The organism is Nostoc sp. (genome assembly GCF_036917095.1).
GTDB lineage: Bacteria > Cyanobacteriota > Cyanobacteriia > Cyanobacteriales > Nostocaceae > Nostoc.
The window spans coordinates 30,653-53,231 of record NZ_JBALFH010000057.1 but is presented as its reverse complement, the minus strand read 5'-3'; the positions used below and the strand labels follow the sequence as shown (position 1 = coordinate 53,231).

Below are 22,579 nucleotides of genomic sequence, written 5' to 3'. Positions count from 1 at the left end.
ATTTAGAATTTTATAGTGACATGACAATGCGATTTAGTTGTTTTAAATTACCTAAAAATAGCTATTACTACTGCATTCTATCAATTGTGCGATACTGAATTGCTTCCGCCACATGATTAGTTTTTAGCTCATCTTCTGCCGCTAAATCTGCAATAGTCCGCCCTACTTTGAGAATGCGATCGCTTGCTCTTGCCGATAAACCTAATTTTCTAATTGCTACTTCTAATAAATTGCGACTAGCATCATCTAGCTTGCACCATTTCTGGAGATGACGACTTTGCATATGAGCATTGCAACGCAGATTTGCTTCTCCTTGGAAGCGGGTAATGGCGCGATCGCTTGCTTGTTGCACTCGTTGTAGCACTGTTATTGATGCTTCTCCAGTAGGTTGTTGGGTAATCTCCTCTGGTTTCAAGCGATTCACCGCAACTTGTAAATCAATTCGATCCATTAACGGCCCAGAAAGTTTTGCCCAATATTGCTCGCGTTGCCGAGGAGAACAAGTACATTGTTGGATGGTATCGCCATAGTAACCGCAAGGACAGGGATTGGTACTCGCCACCAAAGTAAACTGCGCGGGAAACATTACTGATAGTTTGGTGCGGGAAATTGTGACATAGCCATCTTCCAGAGGTTGACGCAAAAATTCTAAAACATCTCGTTTAAACTCCGTGAGTTCATCCAAAAACAGCACGCCCCTGTGAGATAATGAGATTTCCCCAGGACGAGGGAAGCTACCGCCACCCACCAGAGAAGGCCCGGATGCTGAGTGGTGGGGACTGCGAAAAGGGCGATCGCGTACCAAGGAACCGCGATTTTTCAATAAACCAGCCACCGAATGGATGCGAGTCACTTCTAAAGATTCGGCAAAACTCAACGGCGGTAAAATTCCTGGTAAGCGGCGTGCTAACATGGTTTTCCCGCTACCAGGCGGCCCGACAAAAATAAGATTATGCCCACCAGCAGCAGCAATTTCTAAGGCACGACGCGCATGAGCTTGTCCTTTCACATCATGCAAATCTGTGCCAGGGTAAGATACTGTTGCTATTTCTGTTGTACGATCGATTTGCACAGGTTTGTAACGTCCGGGATTATTTAAAAAATCCACTACCTCAGACAGATGTTTGCAGCCGTAAACAGCCAAGTCTTCAACCACTGCTGCTTCTTGGGCATTATCAGCAGGGATAACTAAACCTGCAATTCCCATCTTTTGGGCTGCTGCTGCGATCGGCAAAACACCAGCCACCGGACGCAAGCTGCCATCCAGAGAGACTTCGCCCAAGAATAGATAATCCCCCAACAAATCAGGGCTAACTTGCTCAGAAGCCGCCAAAATTCCCACACTAATAGGCAAATCAAAACAGGGGCCTTCTTTCCGTAAATCTGCCGGAGTCAAATTGATCACAATTTTCCGCATGGGAAAGGCGAAACCTGCATTCTTCAGCGTTGCTTTGACTCTTTCTCGTGATTCTTGAATCGCTGAATCTGGCAGTCCCAAGACAACAATTCCCGGTAATCCCCCTGACACATCGACTTCCACGCCGACTTTGACGGCATCGATGCCCACAATTGATGCACTCCAGACTCTGGCAAGCATTTATTATATAACAGTAAACCTTTCAAATCTCTAGCAGATGAGTCGCTAGATTGGCATTAGTGAAACTACAGAGACGATTTTTCACTCAAAATAGTTAAATAGCACTTTCTGGCTGTTTTCTTGTTAATAAAAAGTCTTTAGGAGAACCAGCCTAAGTAGCTGCAACAACAGCAGTGTCATTTACTAACTTGCCATCTTCCATGTAGACGATGCGATCGGCAATATCTAGAATGCGGTTGTCATGAGTAACTAAGAGAATAGTACAATCCTGTTCTTTAGCTAGTGTTTGCATCAGGTTGACTACATCTCGTCCCGATTTACTGTCAAGGGCGGCGGTGGGTTCATCCGCTAAGACAATTTTAGGATGACCAACTAGAGCACGAGCGATCGCAACTCTTTGTTTTTGCCCCCCAGATAAATCATCAGGATAATAATTCAGGCGATGCCCTAATCCTACCTCCTCTAACATTTGGGCTGACCGGGTTTTCATTTCTGCTGGCGAAATATTATTATGCACTTCCAAGCCCATTCTGACGTTCTGGAGTACTGTCAAGCTACCGTGCAAGTTATGCGCTTGAAAAATATAACCGTTATTGCGTCGCACCCGCGTAAGCTGTGCTTTGTTAGCGCCACACAGTTCTTGTTCCAATATTTGCAAACTGCCGGATTGGGCAGAACGCAAGCCCCCTGCTAAGGTAAGAAGTGTAGTTTTACCAGAACCAGAAGGCCCAGTCATAATAATAATTTCGCCAGCGTTAATATCCAGGTTGATATCAAAAAGAACTTGCTTGCGGAGTTGACCATGACCAAAATAGTGGTCGAGATTTTTCACAGAGATGACGGGTTTCCTAGTCATAAATAGCTCGATTACTCGTGATGATTGTCATTTGTCCTTAGTCCTTTTGAGTAACAAATGACTAATGACTAATGACTAAGGACTAATTTAAAACATATCTGCGGGGTCAGCGGATTGTAATTTACGGGTAGCGATCGCACCAGAAATTATGCACATAATCATAGTCAGAGTTAATACCGTCAAAGCCCGTGCTGCGGTCATGTAAAGTGGTAAATTAGTCGCATTACGAGTTAAATGATAAAGCCCTAAAGGTGCGATCGCACCTGGGATAAAGCCCAAAATTGCCAAAATTATCGCCTCTTCAAACACCACACCTAATAAGTAGAGATTGTTATATCCCATTGCTTTGAAAGTGGCGTATTCTTTCATGTGAGAATTTACATCTGTAGAAAGAACTTGATAGACGATAATCACGCCCACCATAAACCCCATTGCTACACCTAAACTGAAGATAAACCCAATAGCCGTATTTGTTTTCCAGTAATTTATTTCAAATTCGATAAATTCTGCTTGGGTTAAAACTTTGACATCATCATCTAAATGAGCTTCTAAAGCTGCTTTCATCTGTTTTGGGTCATAGCCTGGTTGCAGTTGCACCAAACCTAGACTGACACTGCTGGCTTCTCGTCTGGGAAATAGTCGTAAAAAGTTTTGGTCGCTAGTAATTAAAGTACCATCGGCGATGAAGGAAGCCCCAACTGAAAATAAGCCGCTAATGGTAATTGTTCGCCGTTCTATTTCGGTTGTGACAGTTTTACCTTGGTCAATTTTAGCGATCGCTTCGTTATAATCTCCTCTAGAGGCGCGATCGAAGAGAACGGTATCTGGTAGCTTAAGAGCATCAACCTGGCGATTTACATCCGCTAAGTTAAACACTTGGCGATCGGGATTGAACCCCATAACTAATATTGTCGTTTTCTGATATGTTTGGGGATTTTTCCAATCAATAATGTTGACATACATTCCTTCTGCGGACTTTACACCTGGTACATCCATTGCTTGATACAGCCGCCGCCGCGTAAAATTAGACATATTTGCTAGGTTACGTGCTTGGGGGCTAATGACAAACATATCAGCCTGCATACTGCGATGCAGGATTGTGTTACTTTCAAACAAAGCAGTCTGAAACCCTAACTGCATGAACATCAGAACATCGGCAAAGGCAATACCTCCCAATGCCACCAAAAGACGACCTTTTTCATGACTCAGTTGCAGCCATCCTAAAGGGGTTCGCCGCCGCAGTTGCTGGATAAATCCAATCACAGTTCAATTACCGCCTTGACTTGCAAATTAGTTAAGCTAGAAGCATTTTGGCTAGATAGTTTGTTCAGTTGCACATGCACTTCCACTACTCTGGCATCAATATTGCTAGAGGGATCGGCGTTGATTAGATTTTGCCGCTTTACCTGCATACCAATCCAATCCACTCTTCCCTCTAATTCATTGCGTAAAGAATCACTGCTTATCCGCACATCCTGTCCCGGACGCACTCTCTTGATATCACTTTGGTAGACTTCTACTACTGCATACATCTGGTCGGTTTGACCTAGAGCCACAATTCCTTCATCGCCAACAGTTTCTCCGGCTCGTGTATTAATCTCCAAAATCCGACCGGCTTTAGGAGCCACAACGTATGCTTGCGCCACTTCTGCTCTAATTTTCTCCACGGTGGCTTGAGCGCTGTCTATCTCTGCCTGTGCATTTGCTATATCTGTGGGACGGACTTCAGCAGTTTGATTCAGGTTAGCTTTTGCTTCGTTAATCTGCTGTTGTAAACTGGCGAGAGTTTGACCCTGGTTGGCTTTTGCTTCGTTAAGCTGCTGTTGTAGGGTAGCTACAGTTCTTGTCTGAGTAGCTTGGCTTTCAATTAACGCTTGAGTGGAAGTTTCTGCACTTAAACGTCTGCTATCAACTTCCTGGCTAGAAATTGCTCCTGCTTTGTATAAAGTCTCGTAGCGCTGCACCTCAGCTTGGGCATTACGTCTCTCGGCTGCGACGCGTGCCACTGTTGCTTGCAAGCTCCGTTGTTGCCCAAGGAGTTCTGCTTCTATACGATTAATTGTGGCTTGCTGAGTTTTAATATTTCCTTCTAGTTCTACTTGCAGACGATTCACGGTAGCTTGGCGTGCTCCAAGTTCTCCCTGTTTAGCTCCAGCTTTTACCTGGTTAAGGCGGGATTTGGCAACTTGAACTTGTTTTTGTGCTTCACCCAAAGTAGCTTGGAGGCGATCGCGGTTGTCCATAATCGCAATTACCTGCCCAGCTTTGATGCCATCGCCTTCTTTCACCAATAGTTGCTCTACTCGATTTCCTTCAGTAGAAGAAGGGGCTGACAGTTTTATTACCTCTCCCTTTGGTTCCAATCGCCCTAATGCTGTGACTGTTTTTACCACAGGTTGAACTGCTACTGGGGTTTTTTGTTTTTCATTAGCTGTAGCCTGAAGCTTCATCACCGCAAAAACACTGATTCCGCCTATTGCTAGAGATGCAATTATTGCAAGTAGAACAGGCGATCGCACAAGATTCTGAGAAGACCTTAAACCCTCTGAATTCCTGTTTTGCTCCATACTATTTTTCCTTACCACCAGTAGCAACTTGTACTAAACTGTCCAGTTCAATTCATGCTAAACTAAACGGACTAGTTTAGTCAATATGATACAACTAAACTTGTCAATCAATTTGCAAAGGCATTATGCAGCGAAATGCTATTCCTGCCCCCTGCCCCCTTCAACGAAGGGTATATTTATTTTCGCCATTTTGGACTGGGGCATTTTCCAGCATCTATTAATATTGTTTATAAGAAAGGATGATTAATAAATGGTACGCATCAAAGCTGGCGAAGTGGATCGAGACAATTCCGTTGATAAAGTGGAGCAAATTCTGCAAGGGGCAATGCAAGAGTTCCTTCAACATGGCTATGCTGGTACAAGCATGGATCGGGTAGCGGTAGCAGCAGGTGTTTCTAAAGCGACAGTCTACAGCCACTTTCAAGATAAAGAAGGACTTTTTAAAGTACTGTTAGAGCAACTGACAAGCAAAAAGAACAGCTCCATTTTTGGCACAGAACCTATTGAAGGAGAACCAACTGCCATACTGCACCAAGTAGCAACCAAAGCATTAGAGCAGATGCTTAACGACAAAGAACATAGTGCATTTATGCGAGTACTAATCGGGGAATCTGGGCGTTTTCCTGAGTTAGCTCAAATTTGTGTTCGGGCGATGATTAAGCCAGTAGCGGAAACTCTCACTCACTACTTGGCAGCTCCGGAATTAAAGATACCTGACCCAGAGGCAACAGCGAGAATTCTCTTAGGAGCATTGGTGCATTTTCATATTACTCAAAATGTGATGCATGGAGAAGACATTATACCAATGGAAAGCGATCGCCTGATTGATGCTTTAACACACCTGATCGCAAAATGCGCCGATTGATTTGGTTATATCCCGGCGCGTGGCGCTTGTTTGGTCGGAAAATCAAATTCGCCTTGAGTAACAGTTGACTATTTTTTCCATAGAAGCTACAGTACTGTCTCCGGCTTTTTTCGTTCCTTACAAGCTGCCACAAATACATTTTTTAGCGATCGCTAGATTAACTAAGCAGGAATGACTTGAACAACTAAGGCGCGTTTATCCAGTGACTGGATTTTACCTACTTGACCGAGATCGTTTGCAATTCGGTCTAGCAGTTCTCCTGCTTTGTCACGATATTGATGTTCTCGCCCTCGTAAACGAATGGCAAACTTGACTGAATCGCCTTTACTCAGCCACTCACCCGCTTGTTCTATGCGTAAATTGTAATCAGCGACACCCACGTTTAGACCGAACCGGACTTCCTTTACCGTGGGTCTAGCACTCTGGCTCTGACGTTTTTTCTTTTGATATTGAAGCTTGCCATAGTTGAGAATCTTCGCGATTGGAGCGTCTTTGCCTTCGGAGACTACAACTAAGTCAAGCTCTAAGCTTTCGGCTAGCTCTAGCGCCTCATTGGTGCCGATCAGACCACGATTGTTATTCTCATGGTCAATCAAGAAGACATGAGGTGACTTGATTTGCGAATTAATCAGTTGCTTTTGGATTGCGATAATGAATTTCTCCCAGTTGTTCAATACTTTACTTTACTTTGCAAGCAAGCAAGTAATGCTAATTTAACACAACACTGAATCAGAGCAACTTTAACGACACAATGGACTGCAATCTGTTAGAATGCAGTACTGCGGCACTCGCTCTCAGTCTTCGCGCTACTGCCCATCCAGCCTTTCAATAATTTGTTATTCGTCCGCCTAAGACTGACGCCGCCATTGGCGACAGGCCGATGTTATTTTTGGAGTCTTATGTCTTTTTCTACTCTCGGCTTGTCCAATGAAATTATCCGTGCGGTTACCGAACGCGGGTACACTGAACCCACGCCAATCCAAATACAGGCGATTCCTGCTGTATTGTCAGGTAGCGATTTGCTAGCTGGGGCCCAAACTGGTACTGGAAAGACCGCTAGTTTTACCCTGCCGCTCCTGCATCGGTTGTCGTCCGACAAGAGCGTTAAAACTACATATAAGGGATACCCGCCGATCCGGGCACTGATTCTCACCCCGACTCGCGAACTCGCCGCACAGGTGGAAGAAAGCGTGCGCGAGTACGGCAAGTATTTGCAGCTAAACTCGATGGTGATGTTTGGCGGAGTCGGTATTAATCTGCAAAAACAGCGTTTGAGAAATCGAGTGGATATTTTGGTTGCTACTCCAGGGCGACTGCTAGATCACGTACAGCAGGGCACGGTAAACCTATCACATATTGAGGTTTTGGTGCTAGATGAAGCAGATCGAATGCTGGACATGGGCTTTATTCATGATATCCGCCGCATCCTCTCACTGCTGCCCAAACAGCGACAGAATTTACTATTTTTCGCTACTTTCTCAGACAAAATTAAGACACTCGCCGCCGGGTTGCTGAATAACCCGAAGATGATTGAGGTAGCCCGCCGCAACGTTACCGCCGAGACGATCGCACAGAAAATTTACCAAGTAGACCGTGACAAGAAACGCCAATTACTTGCTCACCTAATTCGGCGAGATAATTGGTATCAAGTGCTAGTGTTCACTCGCACTAAGTATGGTGCCGATCGTTTGGTTAAGCAGTTGGGCGAAGACCGCATTCAAGCATTGGCAATCCACGGTAACAAAAGCCAGCCGATGCGTACCAATGCCTTGGCAAAGTTCAAGAATGGCAGCTTACAGGTATTGGTAGCGACAGACATTGCTGCTAGGGGTCTTGACATCAGCGAACTGCCGCATGTAGTTAACTACGATCTGCCCAATGTCCCAGAGGATTATGTTCATCGCATTGGGCGCACCGGTCGCGCTGGCGCGTCAGGTGAAGCCGTATCGCTGGTATGCGTCGATGAATACCCTTTATTGACAGATATTGAAAAACTGATCGAGCAACGCTTACCCAGGGAAGCGATCGCTGGTTTTGCGCCCAACCCCGATACCAAGCCCGAAGCAATCCCAAATGGACGCCAACACAGAGCCAAATCCGGAAGTGATAAGCGTCCGGCTCGTACTCCTAAACCGTCACCACAGACATCGGCTAAACGTAAGGCAGCGCCACCTGCCACGGATGGCGATAAGCCTGGCGCTCGTTCGTCCGCATCGCGCCGTTCTGCTAAACGCGATCGCTAATCTTCATTAGCTGTTCAAATTAAAAGCTTTTCTCCTAACACGAGAGAGGCTTTTAATTTTCAAGGGAATGGGATTAGGGGGTTAGGTTTCGCTCTCTTCTTTTCTACATAACCTGAAAATTCAGTTCTAATCAGGACTTACGCAAAATAATGGAAAAACGAACCGCGAAGGCGCAAAGGACACGAAGGAAGGGAGCAACGCGAAAAAGTGAGATCATCGTGAAATCAGCAGAGGGGCAGAGGTGCGGAGGGGCAGAGGGGAAAGAACTTCTACGAATCTCTCCCCTGCTCCCCTGCCTCCCCTGCTTACCCATCTCACAAAATCGCATTGCTCCCACGAAGGAATGAGAGTTTCAGAGAGTTATTGCGTAAGTCCTACTAATCAAGAGTTAGGTTGGGCGTAAGTGCTAGGCTACAATAACTCTGTGATGGAAAATAAGCGTTGTCTGTCTATTTTCTGAAGCTTGATTTTTTCAGCGTAAAAAGCCTGATAATAAGATTGATAACGCTCTGGTTCAGCTTCGGGATCGGTTTGTTGCCATAGTTCCAAAAAGTGGCGATAGCGTTTTTCAAGCATTACCAAATCCATGCAAGCGATCGCAGCTTGAACTACTTGCGGAGTCCGAAGTATTTCTTTCTGGTTTTTTTCATTCACATGAAACAAATGAGAAATTAACTCCATCTCGCTGCCAAATTCTAAGAACTGGTCTTGCAGGCGGGAGATTAAATCTGGTGGAGACGCAAAATTTCTCGTCTCTTCATCAACGGATGAAATTTCTAAAATCTGTTGCCATAAAAATCGGTGGTGGGAAAGGCTAAATTGCAAATCTCGCTCCTCTAATTCGTCAATAATCGCTTGACGCTGTTCGGGACAATGCAAATAAATCCTTAGTAATAACGCCTCTGCGTGTTCTAAAAGACTGCGTTCTGTAGGGAGTGGAGTGTGAGAAACTTTGCTACTTCCCCATGCTTTCCTGGCTGACACGGGCTTAGAGTATGTAGCCGCAGGGGGAGCAATTTGAGTTAGCAGATTTTCGACTCGTAGGGGTATAAGTCTGGTATCTCCTAAGCTGAGTATTTCTGCACAATAGGAAACATAATAGTTGCGTGTATCGCTGTTAGCTATATTTTTAAGTAATTTGACTAATTGCTGAGTTACTTGCTGAAAATCAGTAGCCTGTTTTAAGTCTCTGTCTTGAATAATTTGCTGAATCTGCCAGTCTAACCAAAGTGGCGCATTTTTTAGCAGTTCTCCATAATCTTCTGGGGTGTGGCTATGCAAATATTCATCGGCATCTTTACCATCGGGTAAATTGAGAATTTTTAGCTGAACTTCGCCTTTGTATGCTAATTCGGCAATTTCACCGATCGCCCGTTCGGCGGCATTAGTCCCGGCTTTATCGGCATCAAAGTTGAGTACTAATTGTTTCGATTCGGTGTAGCGTAATATTAACCGCACTTGTTCTAAGCTTAAAGCTGTACCGAGTGAGGCGACGGCGTTATTAATACCAACAGCGTGGAGAGCGATCGCATCAAAATATCCCTCTACCACCACTGCTCGATCGAGTTGGGAAATCCCATCTTTGGCTCGATCGAGGGCAAATAAGGTTTTACCTTTACTAAAAAGCTCGGTTTCTGGTGAATTCAGATATTTAGGCTGTTCATCAGTCAGAGTTCTACCGCCAAAGGCTATGACACGCCCTTGGACATCGCGAATGGGAATCATCAAGCGATCGCGGAATACATCATAATAACCGCCCCCTTCTCGGCGTGGCTTAATCAATCCCGCTTTTTCTAGTAGCTGCGCGGGCAAACGTTTATCTTCCACTAAATAACGATAGAGAGTTTCCCAACCTGCGGGGGCATAACCTAAACCAAATTGCTGTATAGTTTCTTCTTTGAGTTGGCGGTTAGATTGTAAATATTGAAGTGCCATTTGCCCTTGGGATTGTCTCAGGGCGTGTTGATAAAATTGTGCAGACGTTGCCAGAACTTCATATAACTGCTCGCGCAAAGATAGCTGACGCTGTAATTCTTGGCGTTGTTCGGGTAAGAGTGTTTGCACAGGTACTTGGTAACGCCGTGCTAAATCCAGCACCACATCAGCAAAAGAACGCTTGCCCAACTCCATGACAAACTTAATCGCATTTCCCCCAGCTTGACAGCCGAAGCAATAGTACATTTGCTTGGTCTGGCTGACGGTGAAACTGGGAGATTTCTCATCGTGGAAGGGGCACAAACCGACGAAATCTTTCCCGCGTTTGCGTAAAACTACGTATTCCGAGACGACATCTACAATATCAGCCCGTAGTTTAACTTCCTCAATTGTGTCTGGGTGCAAGCGGGGGATTTGCATATTTAGTCATTAGTCATTGGTCATTGGTCATTGGTCATTGGTCATTGGTCATTTGTCATTAGTCATTGGTCATTGGTCATTAGTCATTGGTCATTAGTCATTGGTCATTGGTCATTGGGCATTTGTCATTGGTCATTTGTCATTAGGCATTGGGCATGGGGCATTGGACAATAATTAATAGTTCTTCTTCCCCTGCTCCCTCATCTCCCCCAGTCCCTCGCCATCAACTTTGGAGAAATACCAAAGGATAAATGACAAAAGACTTCTGATGGCTATTATATTCTTGTTGCTAGACCAAGAATGATTTATAGAATTGCTTACATTTAATTTTATCAGAGGAATTACTTAAAATGGGGCGTATTTTTATTTCGGCGGCTCACGGAGGGAAAGAAGCTAGAGGGATAGATCCAGGTGCGATCGCAGGTGGTACAAGTGAAGCTAAAGAAATGATTCTGCTGCGGGATTTGATTGTCACGGAACTGAGAGCGCGAAATTTGGAAATTTTGGCGGTTCCTGATGACTTGAGCGCCGCCCAAACTATCACCTGGATCAATTCCCGCGGCGGCCGGGGTGATATCGCCCTAGAGATTGAATCTGATGCAGCTAATAGCCCTTCTGTGCGTGGGGCTAGCGTTTTCTACATTGCTAATAATAGCGATCGCAGAAGTAATGCTGAACAATTGCTAGTGGGGTTGTTGCGCCGCGTTCCCCAATTGCCGAATCGGGGAGTCAAGCCAGATACAGATAGCGGATTGGGTAGTTTAGCATTCTGTCGCCAGACAACGCTTCCCGCTTTGGTGATGCAAGTGGGGTTTCTCAGCAATCCAGAGGATCGGGTTTTGCTGCAAACTCGTCGCCGCGATTTTGCCTTGGGGATTGTCGATGGACTAGTAACTTGGAGTCGTGCGATCGATCCCACTCCTGGAACTCCCACCGAAGCAAATTATCCGCCAATTAATATCAATATTAACGGGCAAAATTACTCAGAGCAAGGAGTTTTAGTTAATGGTAATGCTTACATCCCCATTGATTTAGTAGACCGTTTGCGGATTGACCTTTCAAAAACGGCTAATGTCAATAGGATTAGCTATCGCAAAGTAGTTTATGTCAAAGCAATCGAACTGCGAGATTTTAATGTTGCAGTCAGTTGGAATGCTGCAACGCGTACTGTTAGCTTGCGATCGAATTTGGTGGTTTGCCCTGGTCAATTTTCGCGGGTGATGTCGAACGGTAATACTTCTGAAATACAGTTACAATTATTTCTGAAAAACAATAATGAAAATGCTTTAGTACAGTTTCCTGACATTCCCAAACTTTATCGAGAAGAAGCAGGGATAGAGGGAGTGAACTATGATATTGCCTTTTGCCAAATGTCAGTAGAAACTGGATTTTTAAGGTTTGGTGGCGATATTAGACCCGAGCAAAATAACTTTGCAGGCTTAGGTGCGATCGGTGGTGGTTCGGAGGCTGCGTCTTTTCCAAGTGCCAGAATTGGAGTGAGGGCACACATCCAACATTTGAAAGCTTACGCCAGTTTAGAACCCTTGGTACAAGAAGTAGTAGATCCAAGGTTTCGTTTTGTGACGCGGGGAATTGCGCCATCAATCGATCAGCTATCAGGGCGGTGGTCAGCAGATTTGGATTATGGTACAAAGATTTCAGCAATGCTCAAACGATTATATGAATCAGCAGGACTTCTTTGAGTATTGAGTATAGGATTTACGCACACTCTACGATTCGCGATCGCTATTGTTTTCTCGATGCCTCTATCTTTATTAGCGGCTCGGAATACAACTCCCCATCCGTTGTTATTTCAAGTTTCACGGCTGATTCTTAACGGCTTACGCTCTGTGCCAGAGCTAATTATGGGCATTATCTTTGTAGCAGCTGTTGGCTTTGGGGCATTACCCGGAACCTTGGCGGTGGGATTTCACTCGATTGGCATGGTCGGCAAATTCTTTGCAGAATATATCGAACTGGTCAACGAAGCACCGCTAGAAGCAGCAAGAGCTGCTGGAGCCAACAAGGTGCAAGTAATCTATCACGGAATTTTGCCGCAGGTATTACCACAAATGATGGATCTGACCCTTTATCGATGGGAATATAACTTTCGTGCCTCCACAGTTATGGGAGCGGTCGGGGCTGGTGGCATCGGGTTTGAGCTAATTGGCGCACTCCGCCCGATCAATTACCGGGAAGTTTCAGCAGTGCTGCTAGTAATTTTGCTTATGGTTATTCTGGTTGATGGTTTTAGTAGTTATCTTAGAAAACGTTTAGTCTAAGCACGGCGCAAATAAAATAACCGTTCCAAATTAACGAAACGCTTACGCTGTATTCATTTTTAATTTTTAATTTTTAATTTTTAATTCCGCCTTGCGGTACTAGGAGGTTGCTGATGAAACCCAAAGTTGTAATTACCCACTGGGTTCACCCGGAAATTATTACAAACTTAAGTGAGCATTGTGAGGTAGTTGCAAATCCAACTAGAGAGACTTTACCGCGTGAAGAAATTCTCAAGTTGGCCCAGGACGCTGAAGCTTTGATGGTTTTTATGCCAGATCGAATCGATGAAGCGTTTCTGAAAGCTTGTCCAAAATTAAAGATTATCGCCGGAGCATTGAAAGGTTACGATAACTTTGATGTTGATACCTGCACTCGTCAAGGTATTTGGTTCACAATCGTCCCTAGCTTATTGGCTGTGCCAACAGCTGAGTTGACCATTGGATTGATTATCGGGTTAGCCCGCCAGATGTTGCCAGGCGATCGCTTAATTCGTCAAGGCACGTTTGCAGGTTGGCGGCCGCATCTATACGGCATGGGATTAGCAAACCGAACACTGGGAATTGTTGGTATGGGGAGTCTGGGACAAGCTCTCGCTCAACGACTTTCCAGTTTTGAAATGAACTTGATTTACACCGATGCGATACCTTTACCCAAGGAAAAAGCAGCAGCTTGGTGCTTGTCACAGGTTTCTCTAGATACGCTATTGGCAACCAGTGATTTTGTTGTGCTGATGGTTCCTCTACAACCAGAAACCTTTCATTTGATAAATGAGAAATCTTTAGCACGGATGAAACCAGGGAGTTTCTTAATCAATCCGTGTCGCGGCTCAGTAGTTGATGAACAAGCGGTCAGTGATGCTTTAGCCTCTGGACATTTAGCGGGTTATGCAGCTGATGTGTTTGAACTAGAAGATTGGGCGCGTAGCGATCGCCCGTCGAAAATTCCTCCATCTTTGTTAGAGAAACAAGACCAAACCTTTTTTACTCCCCATTTAGGATCGGCGGTGGATGATTTACGATATGACATCGCTATAGAAGCATCTCAAAATATTTTACAAGCCTTACAAGGTCATTCTCCTCAAGGAGCAATCAATTGTCCAAGTTAAAATTAGTAAATTGGAGAATCTTTAAGCAATAAAGACTTCAGCGACCATTTCCCCTGGAGTGCCAGCAGATGCAGTCCTTGGGCGATCGCATCAGTAGATTACAGGAAAATGAGAACTTAGAAGATGTCCCAAGTGCTGTGCTGAAGCATCTGGGGAACTGAAGCGACCTTATTTGACTGCGATGGAGGAGAAACTGTTGCGTCTGATTGAGTGAGAATACGGGCTTGAAGATTAAATCTCCATAAACTCATAGACAATAATAGATACACATCTTATGATTATGGAATCAGTTTGATGTTTGGCAAGTCGAAGCGGGGTCAAAAACCCTGGGGATCTGCCAAAATCGCCAGAACCTTGACAAGTAAATAGTTTCACAGTTTCAATGCCAAGGACACTTGAGAATTAGTCGCAATAAGAGCGGTTGAAATCGACCTTTTTTTGAGGTTCGCCAAAATGCTTCCCAGGAAGCTTGCTCTGTAACAGTTTCAGCACCGAGCGGTTTCCACTAATCAAATCCCCTCACGGGGACTGAAACGACGGTACTTTATTTGCGATCGCTGCACGTTGAGCCGCTTCACGTTTCCACTAATCAAATCCCCTCACGGGGACTGAAACAATACTTTGAATTTTAACTATTTCGCCTCTCGCAGAGGGATAGGTTTCCACTAATCAAATCCCCTCACGGGGACTGAAACATCGACTCTACAAGTTCTTCAATGCCGTTACCATATGTTTCCACTAACCAAATCCCCTCACGGGGACTGAAACCGTGTCAATTGCACAAAGTGGGAATGAGCGATCGCGTGCGGGTTTCCACTAACCAAATCCCCTCACGGGGACTGAAACACCTGATGGGTAAACATCCCAGATTATTGAGGTAACGCTGCTTACGTTCTTGCCAGGGAGGTTTAGGAGGTGTATCCCACTCAGTACAGCCATCGATAATAGCCAAAACAGTTTCACCAAAGAGTTGACGGATATCCTCACGAATGGGTTTGCCGCCTTGGTCTTCGACTGCATCATGCAAAAGAGCAGCGATGCCTGCGGCGGGCTACGCCTACGCTTCTTCTTCCATACCTCCAGCTTCTAAAACTAAAGCTGTTACACTTAACAAATGTGAAATGTAAGGAACGCCGCTAATTTTGCGTCTTTGATTAGCATGAAGACGAGTTGCGTAGACTAAAGCTGATTCAAATCGTTCAGTCAGTTTTAATGAATTCATAGTTGCGTCAATTTTGATAAAGCATAAATTGTGTAGCGGCATCAGCAGCAAAGCTTTGCCGTAAATCCCAAGGTGTTAAGACTTCAACTTTTGGTTGCCATGCTCGTAAACGCATGACTAGATTGTTATCTCTGTGTTCGTGATCTTGATATCGGATACGTGCTTGATAGTAAGCATCTGTTTGCGATCGCTTGGCAAGGACTTTTAGTAAAACTTGCTGTTGAGGTTGTTTAATTTCACGTTGAATTAAACGTTGTACTTGCTGGTAGCTAATTTCTTCAAAAGTATCGTGGCGTTCAGTACCTTTAACGTAGCGATCGCAGAACTGGCGGTCAAATCGGAGTAACATCAGTTGGGAAGGCAAGTAGAAATCAAATCCCCATGCTTTAGACATCTCCAAAGCGATATCATCTGGGTTTGGTAAAGACTTCTGTTGATATTGCTGTTGTAAGTTTGAGGGCAGTTTCGGGTCTGTCCACTCTAGAGCAACCAAACTCCGAATGCGATCAAGTCTGAAATTGTACCAGTTAGTATCTTTTTGAGGGCTTTCGCCATAGGCGCACAGATAAACAGCCCTCTGTACGTAGTAGATGCATACTGGATAAACGATACAATCAACGTTATTAGCAAGTCTGGCACTACCATAAGTGAGTTTGATGGGTGGAACTTGAGTCTTTGCCCAAAGTTGTCTTAATTCGTGTTGCCAATCCTCAACGGTGTCCAAGGTACTACGGGGAATCACATAATCGAGTTTTAAGAAGAAACGTTGTATTCCATTGATTTTTTGGGAGTGATTTTCTGCAAACCCTACCAAATCTTCATGCATGAAACTCAATTCATAAGCACCGGCTTTATTTATAGTTATGGGATATGGTGGAAACTCGCACACCCGGTAGTATTTTTGATATTTGTATACAAGCCAGCCGAGTTTAGCCAGAATTTCCAAATCACCCTGTAGAGAACGACGAGTTACGCCAAATAACCGCCGTTGCAATAAAGTATCCAGTTCAGATTCACCCATGCCTGTGTGAGCAAGGATTAATTTTCGCCAGTGGGTAGCAACTATTCCTGTTTTTTCACTGAATAACCATTCGGCTACAGTTTTGGCGCAGGGACAATGAGAGTCATGTATGGCGGGAATTTCTTCTCCTTTAGGATGTGTAGAACTAAAGAATGTATTTCGCCAGTCTGCATAAGAAAAAGAGTCATCTAAAACTATACGGTCTTGATGATCTCCATAGAGCGATCGCAGCCACACCCACAAGCGAATTGCTCGGAGCAGATTTTGCTTGAGATATCCGCGTCCTAAGTACTGCAATAGTTCTACGTCAGGAATATCTTGAAAAACTAGTTCAGACAACAGCCCCATCTCGATAAAAATAACAATATTAAGATACAACATCTTGGAAGACACTTCTTCCAAGCGCGTGTATGATGTACGCATCAAATAAAGCTAAAGGTGATGAGTACTTACAAAATCGAGCTAAAAGACGGAATTTTACGGATAAATTTTGGTGAACCGGCTCAAAATGACCAGATTGTGCGCGATGCCGCAGCCCGATTGGAGGAAATGGCAACATCAGGAGAACTGGCGGGAGGGCCACTTCTAAAGATTAATGGGCCTATTTCTATCCCTGTAGCATTTGTTCTAGCACATAAGCTTGCTCATATATATGGTGCTGTTGCTTTTTACGATCCTAAGTTAAGTAAATATGTGATTTGTATAACACACAATCCTAGTTATAAATTAGGAGACTTAATTGATTGATATTTGATTGTTCAAGGAAATGAGTGCAGCTACCAGTAAGCTTTATGACAACGTATCACATCAGGCTAGAAGGCGACGTTTTGAAAGTTGGGTTTAGTGCAATACTTGCTACAGGCGACCAGATTGTGCGAGATGCAGGGGCGCAGTTGGATGCAATGATTGCTTCCGGTGAACTTTCTGGTGGTTCTCTGATTAAAATTAATGGACGCACATCAGTACTGGTTAGTCAGGTATTAGCTGATAAATTATCTAAATTGTATGATGCGATCGCTTTTTTTGACCCGAAGATTGGCGACAAAGGACTGGATAGGTATGTGATTACCATCAGCAAACACCCAAGATATATAGTAGGGGATACGTTAGATATAGTGCGATCGCCACAGCAGTCAAGTATCAAAGTTGTGCTGTGTGGGTTTGCGAATACAGGAAAGACTTGCTTTCGGGATGTTTTAAAACAGGCATTATTGCAGATTTCCAATGCACCAGAGTCTTATTTCATCTCTGGTTGTCCAGATGGTGATGGTTCTTGGTATGGAGAAACTGCACGCCGTGATTTGGATTTGGCGAAAAAGTTAAAAGCTGAATATAAGGCTAGATTTACACCAGAGTTTGCCCAATTGAAAGCCCAGGAAGTCAAGGGTGTCAATACACCAATATTTATATTTGATGTAGGTGGAAGAATATCTGACGAGAACCGCTTGATTATGGCCCAAGCGACTCATGCGGTGATTTTGGTGAAGGATGAGTGTGAGATTGCACCTTGGCAAGGGTTTTGTCAGTCTTTGGGTTTGCAAGTGGTGGCAATTATTTACAGTGATTATCAAGGTGTAAATGACGCGATCTTGGAAGAAACGCCGATTCTGAGAGGAAGTGTTCATCGGTTGCAGCGTGGGGAGGATGTTTCTAATCGTCCGATGGTGCAAGCATTGGCGCGGGTTTTGCTGGGTTTAAATTGAGGGAAATGAATATGAATTCTGTTAGTATAGCGATCGCTTGGTGTCTAGCTTGGGGTAACGAACGTCAACCGCAGTTTGATATTACTGTTTTACAGCAAATGCGGGACGCTTTGAATCAGAATAAAGCTAAAGAAGTTCCAGAAGCTGTTAAAGCAATTGTTCAACAAGTAGAAGAATGGCAAAATATTCAAGATGATTATTTTCCAGTAACCTTGGATGAGCTAAAACACCAATACTCTAATTTATGGAATCAAACTACTCAAATTGGTTTGGTTTATGGAGGTGTAACAAAGGTTAAAAATTATGTATTTGAATCATCAAAAATTCAGGAAGTACGTGGGGCATCTGGTTTATTAGATAGAATCAATATAATTGATTTACCAGCATTTTTTAATAAAACATATCAAACAGACTCTAAGAAAGAGGATAAAAATAGATACAATATTCAATGCAATGAAGTCAAACAATGGTTAAACGATAATTTTCATCAAGATTTCAATTTATCAGAAGTTCTCATTCCCGAACTAATTATTTATTCTACAGGTGGAAATATTCTTGCTTTTTGTCCAGCTGCTTATGTTCATGATTTAGCTGATGCTATTGAAAAGCGTTATACTACAGAAACATTAACAGCTAACTCTTGTGCAGTTGGGGATACATTTAAATTATTAGAAATCCGGTTTGGTTTACTCAAGAAAAATATAGAAGATACACCTTGGTTAGACTGGTATCACAAAAATTACCAAAAACCAATAATTCAGGCTTATTTTGGATACCCGAAAGATGAAAACGAACGATTAGAAGTATTTACAACTCGTAAAAGCTTCAATGAAATCACTACAAAATTAGCTGTTTTATTTAATAAACGACGTAGCGGTAATGATATTCCTGGACGTAAAACCACCCGTCGTTACCCACCTCTGCTTGAAACCCATCCTTATTTAGTCAGAGATGCAGGGGAAAACCGTTCTGCTGTTCTGCAACTAGAAGAAGGTACTTTAGCTAGAGAAACATATTTTTCAGAAGCATCAGTTAGAAAATACCTGGTTGGGAATAGAGCCAAAAAAGGTAAATCGGAAGAACCAGATTGGTATCAAAAAAGTAATCTAGAATGGCGTGTAAATATAATTGAAAAATGGACAGATAGATTTGATAATTTTTTAGAAGAAAATCCCAATTTAAAAAATAAATACTATAGAGACATCAATCCTAAAAAAGTAGAAACAGCCGAAACCCTCACCCAGGTATCTAATTCTAGTAATGGATTTATCGCCTATATTTATGCTGATGGCAATAACATGGGTGGCTACATTCAAAAACAAATCAAAACTCCACAGCAATATCAAGAATTTAGTCAAGATGTGGAACTAGCAACACAGTATGCTGTTTATCAAGCATTAGCAGAAAATTTACATCCTCACACACTGAAAGGTTTAAACGATGAAGAATCACTCTTAATAAATGGTGATTTGATTCATCCTTTTGAAATAATTACCATTGGTGGTGATGATATTTTAATTGTTGTCCCTGCTAATAAAGCCTTAGAAATTTCTCAAATGATAGCTGAGAGATTTGAAGGGATTTTACTCAAAGAAGTTAATTTAGTAGAAAAAAGTCAAGAACAAAAAGGAAATAAGTGTATTTTAGGTAATTATAAGCTCGAATTTAATAAACCATTTGAAGCAAAGAAAATTCATCGTTATCAACCATTAAATGCTAAACGTTCTGAGTGTGAACTTAGTACATCAATAGGTGTTTTAATTACAGCTATTAACACACCAATTTATTATGCCAAAGAGTTAATAGATCAATTACTCAAGTCTGCTAAAGAACGGGCTAAAAAATTAAAAAATGTGGGATATCATGGGGGAACAGTAGATTTTTTAACACTAAAATCTGTGACAATGATTGCATCAAGTGTTAAAGAATTTCGTCAAGAAGCATTAACTAAAGAAAGTCCGCAAAATTTAAAACTTTACGCTGCACCTTACACTCTACATGAATTAGGGGGGTTATTAACATCAATTGCAGCGTTGAAAAAAGCTAAATTTCCTAAATCACAACTTTACCAAATCAGGAGCTTATTAGAACGAGGTAAGCATACAGCTATTCTCAATTATCGGTATTTCCGAGTTAGACTCAAGCAGGGTAAATCTGAATTAGAAAATGATTTTGAAAAAGCTTGGTGTACACCTAAAAATGAAAATAATGGCGGTAATTTAGCACCTTGGATGTATGATGATGGTTCCTTAGAAGATGATAAATCAGGTTATCCTCTTTTTGAAACAATTTGGCGAGACATGATTGATATCTATGAATTTGTAGAAGAAGCAGAAAATGAAGTATCAGAAAATTTACCTGCGGAGGCTGAGTCATGATTAAATTAGAACAACTACTCAACTCCCTGCAAACTTATACTATTACCGCTATCATTGATACAGCTTTATGTATTGGTGCTGGAGGTTCTTCCGGTTCACTCGCAGACAAACCCATAGTTCGCAACGCTGAAGGAAATTTACTGATTCCTACTTCCCAATTAAAAGGGCGTTTACGCCATGAGTGCGAAAAAATTGCCAGAGGTTTAAATTGGGATATTTGCCATTCTCCCAACCCACAAACAATGTGTCCGCAAAGAGCAGGTTTAGATAGTAATTTTGATAGGGAAGAATATCAAATATCAAAAGATGATAAAAACTATCATTGTTTAATTTGTCAAATTTTTGGAAATCCTGTTTTACCTTCTCGCATCATATTTGATGATTTAATTTGTGAAGAAGAAGCAGAAAATTTACCAGAAATTATCCGTCCCGGAGTCACAATAAATCGTCGTCGTCGCACTGCGGAAGAAAGTAAAGTTTACTTTTTGGAAACATCCCCAGCCAATATTAAATTGAGATTTAAAGGTAATATTTATGTATCTAATTCACCATTTAACAACCCAGATTATATAGGTGCATTAGTTTTAGCGGGACTGCGACACATTAACGCTTTAGGTGGGAGTAAATCTGCTGGCTTGGGGTGGTTGAATTGGGAATTACCCGCATTATCTATAGAACAAGCAGCATGGAATTTTTTAGCTAAAGGAGTGGGAAATAATGAAAAAGATTAATTTAGAAATTAAAGCTTTATCTCCTTTAGCAATAGGACGACAGAAACCAGGAGGGAATATAAGTGAGGCTGAAACTTATATTCCCGGTTCAGTAATTCGTGGCGCTGTTGCTAGTCAAATATTAAAGGAAGCGAATCAAGAAATTCAAGAAGGTGATGATTTTCACAAATTATTTTTAAGTGAAAATCCGGCTATTTTTCAAAATGCTTATCCTGCGATGATTCAACGTCGGGCTAAACCTCAATTACAAGTAACAGTTTTACCTTCTACAGTTCTTAGCTCTAAAACTAAACCAGGCTTTAAATCCAAATTAAATTATGGAGTTTTTGACACTTTAATTGACCGTTTTTGTGCTGATAGCTATAGTCATATTTATGACCCTAATTGTCCTGGAGATGGGGGTAGGGTAGATACTTTCACTGGTTTTTACAGTCAAATAGACGGAAAGTATTATAGTCATTCTACAAGTAATCGTTTATTAACGAGAGTTGGTATAAATCGCCGTCGTGCTACTTCTGAAGAAAGGGTACTTTATAGTATCGAGGTATTAAACGAATCGAAGGAACAAAAAAAGCAATTTGTAATATATACAAGTGCAATTTTAGTACCTGATGATTTATTAGATTCTTTACACACATTTATTGACAATCATCAAGATAATTTTCGTTTAGGAGGTTCCAGTTCACGAGGTTTAGGAAAAGTCAAAATTACAGCTAAAAAGCAAAGTGATATCAAGTCAAATTTAGATAATCGAATTCACCAATTTAATCAAAAATTACATACACGCTGGAATGAATGGGGGAATATATTTGGTGAGATTTACAAAATATCAAAAAATCGAATTTATTTTACAGTAGATTTACAAGCAGATGCAATTTTAAATGAAAATTGGCGACGCACAACGGTAATTTCTGAAACAATGCTACAACAACTTACAGGGGTGAATGATCCATCTTTGCAACCTCATGCTGCTTACAGTAGTTATGATTACCGTTCTGGCTGGAATTCTGCTTGGGGGTTAATGAAAGATGTGGAGTTAGTGACAAATAGAGGAGGGGTGTATTTATTCAGTACCGAAAATAAGGATTTGTGGTTAAAAGCTTGGGAAGATTTAGAAATTTATGGAATAGGCGATCGCACTTCTGAAGGTTTTGGACAAGTGCAAATTTGTAATGAGTTTCATAATATATTTCGGGAGGATGCAAAATGACTGAATTATCCACTAAACAACAATTAAAAATTCAGCAAGGAATTCGTAAGCGGGAAGATGAGTTAGTTACTTTGATTCAAATAGCATTAGATAATCATAATTCTTATGGTGATTTAGAAGAGTCACAGTTTCGCAATTTAGTGAGAGTTTCAGATACAACTGAAAGTACAGAAGTGATCAAAAATTTTCTTTTTTATCAAGTAGGACGTGATAAAAAATGGGGGAGAGGTAAAGATTCACTAGCATTTAGAATTATTCAAGATATTGATATAAAAATTAGAAATATAGCAGGTAAAATTGCCGAACATGCAAAGACAGATGATCTTGATGATTTGAAAAATATCCATTTGGAGCTTACTAGGCGTTACTTAGGCTATGGCGCACGTTATTTAGTCTATAAGCGAAAAGGTGAATTTTAATCATACATTTACTTATTTTAGAGG

At 42.2% G+C, this 22,579-nt stretch carries 18 protein-coding genes and 1 pseudogene; 11 read left to right on the top strand and 8 right to left on the bottom strand.

The window, feature by feature from the left end; translation table 11 throughout:
- Positions 1–67: 67 nt before the first annotated feature.
- From V7L01_RS34180 to V7L01_RS34165, 4 genes are all read right to left on the bottom strand, one after another.
- Positions 68–1,597 carry a YifB family Mg chelatase-like AAA ATPase gene (locus V7L01_RS34180; protein ID WP_335042771.1) on the bottom strand — a complete coding sequence of 510 codons (1,530 nt, stop codon included), beginning with the start codon at positions 1,595–1,597 and terminating at the stop codon, positions 68–70.
- Between the two features lie 151 nt (positions 1,598–1,748).
- Positions 1,749–2,453 carry a DevA family ABC transporter ATP-binding protein gene (locus V7L01_RS34175; RefSeq protein ID WP_335042770.1) on the bottom strand — a complete coding sequence of 235 codons (705 nt, stop codon included), beginning with the start codon at positions 2,451–2,453 and terminating at the stop codon, positions 1,749–1,751.
- A gap of 87 nt (positions 2,454–2,540) precedes the next feature.
- A complete protein-coding gene (devC, locus tag V7L01_RS34170) occupies positions 2,541–3,716 on the bottom strand; it encodes an ABC transporter permease DevC (RefSeq protein ID WP_335042769.1) in 1,176 nt (391 codons plus the stop codon).
- Entirely contained in the window at positions 3,713–5,020 is a 1,308-nt protein-coding gene (locus tag V7L01_RS34165; RefSeq protein WP_335042768.1) for an HlyD family efflux transporter periplasmic adaptor subunit, read from the bottom strand. The genes devC and V7L01_RS34165 overlap by 4 nt, the downstream gene beginning before the upstream one ends.
- Positions 5,021–5,270: 250 nt before the next feature.
- Between V7L01_RS34165 and V7L01_RS34160 the strand changes: the two genes are divergently transcribed.
- Positions 5,271–5,885: a TetR/AcrR family transcriptional regulator gene (locus V7L01_RS34160; RefSeq protein WP_335042767.1), complete on the top strand. Its 615-nt coding sequence runs from the start codon at positions 5,271–5,273 to the stop codon at positions 5,883–5,885.
- A 161-nt stretch (positions 5,886–6,046) separates the two neighbouring features.
- Here the strand turns inward: V7L01_RS34160 and infC are convergent, their stop codons facing one another.
- Positions 6,047–6,559 (bottom strand): translation initiation factor IF-3, encoded by a 513-nt coding sequence (infC, locus tag V7L01_RS34155; protein WP_335042766.1) that lies wholly within the window; start codon positions 6,557–6,559, stop codon positions 6,047–6,049.
- Between the two features lie 225 nt (positions 6,560–6,784).
- Here infC and V7L01_RS34150 point away from each other — a divergent pair, with 225 nt between their 5' ends.
- The gene (locus V7L01_RS34150; RefSeq protein ID WP_335042765.1) at positions 6,785–8,128 is read left to right on the top strand and encodes a DEAD/DEAH box helicase; all 1,344 of its coding nucleotides are present in this window, start codon (positions 6,785–6,787) and stop codon (positions 8,126–8,128) included.
- Between the two features lie 411 nt (positions 8,129–8,539).
- Here V7L01_RS34150 and dnaG read toward each other — a convergent pair whose 3' ends face one another.
- Positions 8,540–10,483 (bottom strand): DNA primase, encoded by a 1,944-nt coding sequence (gene dnaG / locus V7L01_RS34145; protein WP_335042764.1) that lies wholly within the window; start codon positions 10,481–10,483, stop codon positions 8,540–8,542.
- Positions 10,484–10,833: 350 nt separating this feature from the next.
- Between dnaG and tftA the strand changes: the two genes are divergently transcribed.
- The 3 genes from tftA to V7L01_RS34130 all read left to right on the top strand — a co-directional run bounded on the left by tftA (position 10,834) and on the right by V7L01_RS34130 (position 13,871).
- Positions 10,834–12,186 carry a hormogonium tapered terminus morphoprotein TftA gene (gene tftA, locus V7L01_RS34140; protein ID WP_335042763.1) on the top strand — a complete coding sequence of 451 codons (1,353 nt, stop codon included), beginning with the start codon at positions 10,834–10,836 and terminating at the stop codon, positions 12,184–12,186.
- Positions 12,187–12,189: 3 nt separating this feature from the next.
- On the top strand, positions 12,190–12,765 hold the full coding sequence (gene phnE / locus V7L01_RS34135; RefSeq protein ID WP_442937067.1) for a phosphonate ABC transporter, permease protein PhnE: 576 nt from the start codon (positions 12,190–12,192) through the stop codon (positions 12,763–12,765).
- Between the two features lie 113 nt (positions 12,766–12,878).
- Positions 12,879–13,871, top strand: a complete 993-nt coding sequence (locus V7L01_RS34130) for a phosphonate dehydrogenase (RefSeq protein WP_335042762.1) — start codon at positions 12,879–12,881, stop codon at positions 13,869–13,871.
- A gap of 865 nt (positions 13,872–14,736) precedes the next feature.
- On the opposite strand, the pseudogene V7L01_RS34125 reads toward V7L01_RS34130, so the two are convergent.
- Positions 14,737–15,093 (bottom strand): annotated as a pseudogene (locus V7L01_RS34125) (HD domain-containing protein); the annotation flags it as partial.
- A 7-nt stretch (positions 15,094–15,100) separates the two neighbouring features.
- Positions 15,101–16,453, bottom strand: coding sequence for a TIGR03985 family CRISPR-associated protein (locus V7L01_RS34120; RefSeq protein WP_335042786.1), 1,353 nt, complete (start codon positions 16,451–16,453; stop codon positions 15,101–15,103).
- Between the two features lie 102 nt (positions 16,454–16,555).
- On the opposite strand from V7L01_RS34120, the gene V7L01_RS34115 reads away from it, so the two are divergent.
- Genes V7L01_RS34115 through V7L01_RS34090 form a run of 6 tightly spaced genes read left to right on the top strand, consistent with a single transcriptional unit; the run spans position 16,556 to position 22,555 of the window.
- On the top strand, positions 16,556–16,861 hold the full coding sequence (locus tag V7L01_RS34115) for a CRISPR-associated protein Csx3 (RefSeq protein ID WP_335042760.1): 306 nt from the start codon (positions 16,556–16,558) through the stop codon (positions 16,859–16,861).
- Positions 16,862–16,905: 44 nt separating this feature from the next.
- Positions 16,906–17,817, top strand: a complete 912-nt coding sequence (locus V7L01_RS34110; RefSeq protein ID WP_335042759.1) for a CRISPR-associated protein Csx3 — start codon at positions 16,906–16,908, stop codon at positions 17,815–17,817.
- Positions 17,818–17,828: 11 nt separating this feature from the next.
- The gene (cas10, locus tag V7L01_RS34105) at positions 17,829–20,195 is read left to right on the top strand and encodes a type III-B CRISPR-associated protein Cas10/Cmr2 (protein ID WP_335042758.1); all 2,367 of its coding nucleotides are present in this window, start codon (positions 17,829–17,831) and stop codon (positions 20,193–20,195) included.
- The gene (locus tag V7L01_RS34100) at positions 20,192–20,926 is read left to right on the top strand and encodes an RAMP superfamily CRISPR-associated protein (RefSeq protein ID WP_335042757.1); all 735 of its coding nucleotides are present in this window, start codon (positions 20,192–20,194) and stop codon (positions 20,924–20,926) included. Before cas10 ends, V7L01_RS34100 begins: the two co-directional genes overlap by 4 nt.
- Positions 20,913–22,136, top strand: coding sequence for a type III-D CRISPR-associated RAMP protein Csx10 (csx10, locus tag V7L01_RS34095; RefSeq protein ID WP_335042756.1), 1,224 nt, complete (start codon positions 20,913–20,915; stop codon positions 22,134–22,136). Before V7L01_RS34100 ends, csx10 begins: the two co-directional genes overlap by 14 nt.
- Positions 22,133–22,555 carry a hypothetical protein gene (locus V7L01_RS34090; protein WP_335042755.1) on the top strand — a complete coding sequence of 141 codons (423 nt, stop codon included), beginning with the start codon at positions 22,133–22,135 and terminating at the stop codon, positions 22,553–22,555. The genes csx10 and V7L01_RS34090 overlap by 4 nt, the downstream gene beginning before the upstream one ends.
- The last annotated feature ends 24 nt before the right edge of the window (positions 22,556–22,579 follow it).

Excerpts from the sequence above, each read along its gene's own strand:
- dnaG (WP_335042764.1), bottom strand. The coding sequence starts at position 10,483 with ATGCAAATCCCCCGCTTGCACCCAGACACAATTGAGGAAGTTAAACTA.
- V7L01_RS34175 (WP_335042770.1), bottom strand. The coding sequence starts at position 2,453 with ATGACTAGGAAACCCGTCATCTCTGTGAAAAATCTCGACCACTATTTT.
- V7L01_RS34100 (WP_335042757.1), top strand. The coding sequence starts at position 20,192 with ATGATTAAATTAGAACAACTACTCAACTCCCTGCAAACTTATACTATT.
- V7L01_RS34090 (WP_335042755.1), top strand. The coding sequence starts at position 22,133 with ATGACTGAATTATCCACTAAACAACAATTAAAAATTCAGCAAGGAATT.
- V7L01_RS34115 (WP_335042760.1), top strand. The coding sequence starts at position 16,556 with ATGAGTACTTACAAAATCGAGCTAAAAGACGGAATTTTACGGATAAAT.
- V7L01_RS34165 (WP_335042768.1), bottom strand. The coding sequence starts at position 5,020 with ATGGAGCAAAACAGGAATTCAGAGGGTTTAAGGTCTTCTCAGAATCTT.
- V7L01_RS34130 (WP_335042762.1), top strand. The coding sequence starts at position 12,879 with ATGAAACCCAAAGTTGTAATTACCCACTGGGTTCACCCGGAAATTATT.
- tftA (WP_335042763.1), top strand. The coding sequence starts at position 10,834 with ATGGGGCGTATTTTTATTTCGGCGGCTCACGGAGGGAAAGAAGCTAGA.
- csx10 (WP_335042756.1), top strand. The coding sequence starts at position 20,913 with ATGAAAAAGATTAATTTAGAAATTAAAGCTTTATCTCCTTTAGCAATA.
- V7L01_RS34160 (WP_335042767.1), top strand. The coding sequence starts at position 5,271 with ATGGTACGCATCAAAGCTGGCGAAGTGGATCGAGACAATTCCGTTGAT.
- V7L01_RS34180 (WP_335042771.1), bottom strand. The coding sequence starts at position 1,597 with ATGCTTGCCAGAGTCTGGAGTGCATCAATTGTGGGCATCGATGCCGTC.
- V7L01_RS34150 (WP_335042765.1), top strand. The coding sequence starts at position 6,785 with ATGTCTTTTTCTACTCTCGGCTTGTCCAATGAAATTATCCGTGCGGTT.
- V7L01_RS34110 (WP_335042759.1), top strand. The coding sequence starts at position 16,906 with ATGACAACGTATCACATCAGGCTAGAAGGCGACGTTTTGAAAGTTGGG.
- cas10 (WP_335042758.1), top strand. The coding sequence starts at position 17,829 with ATGAATTCTGTTAGTATAGCGATCGCTTGGTGTCTAGCTTGGGGTAAC.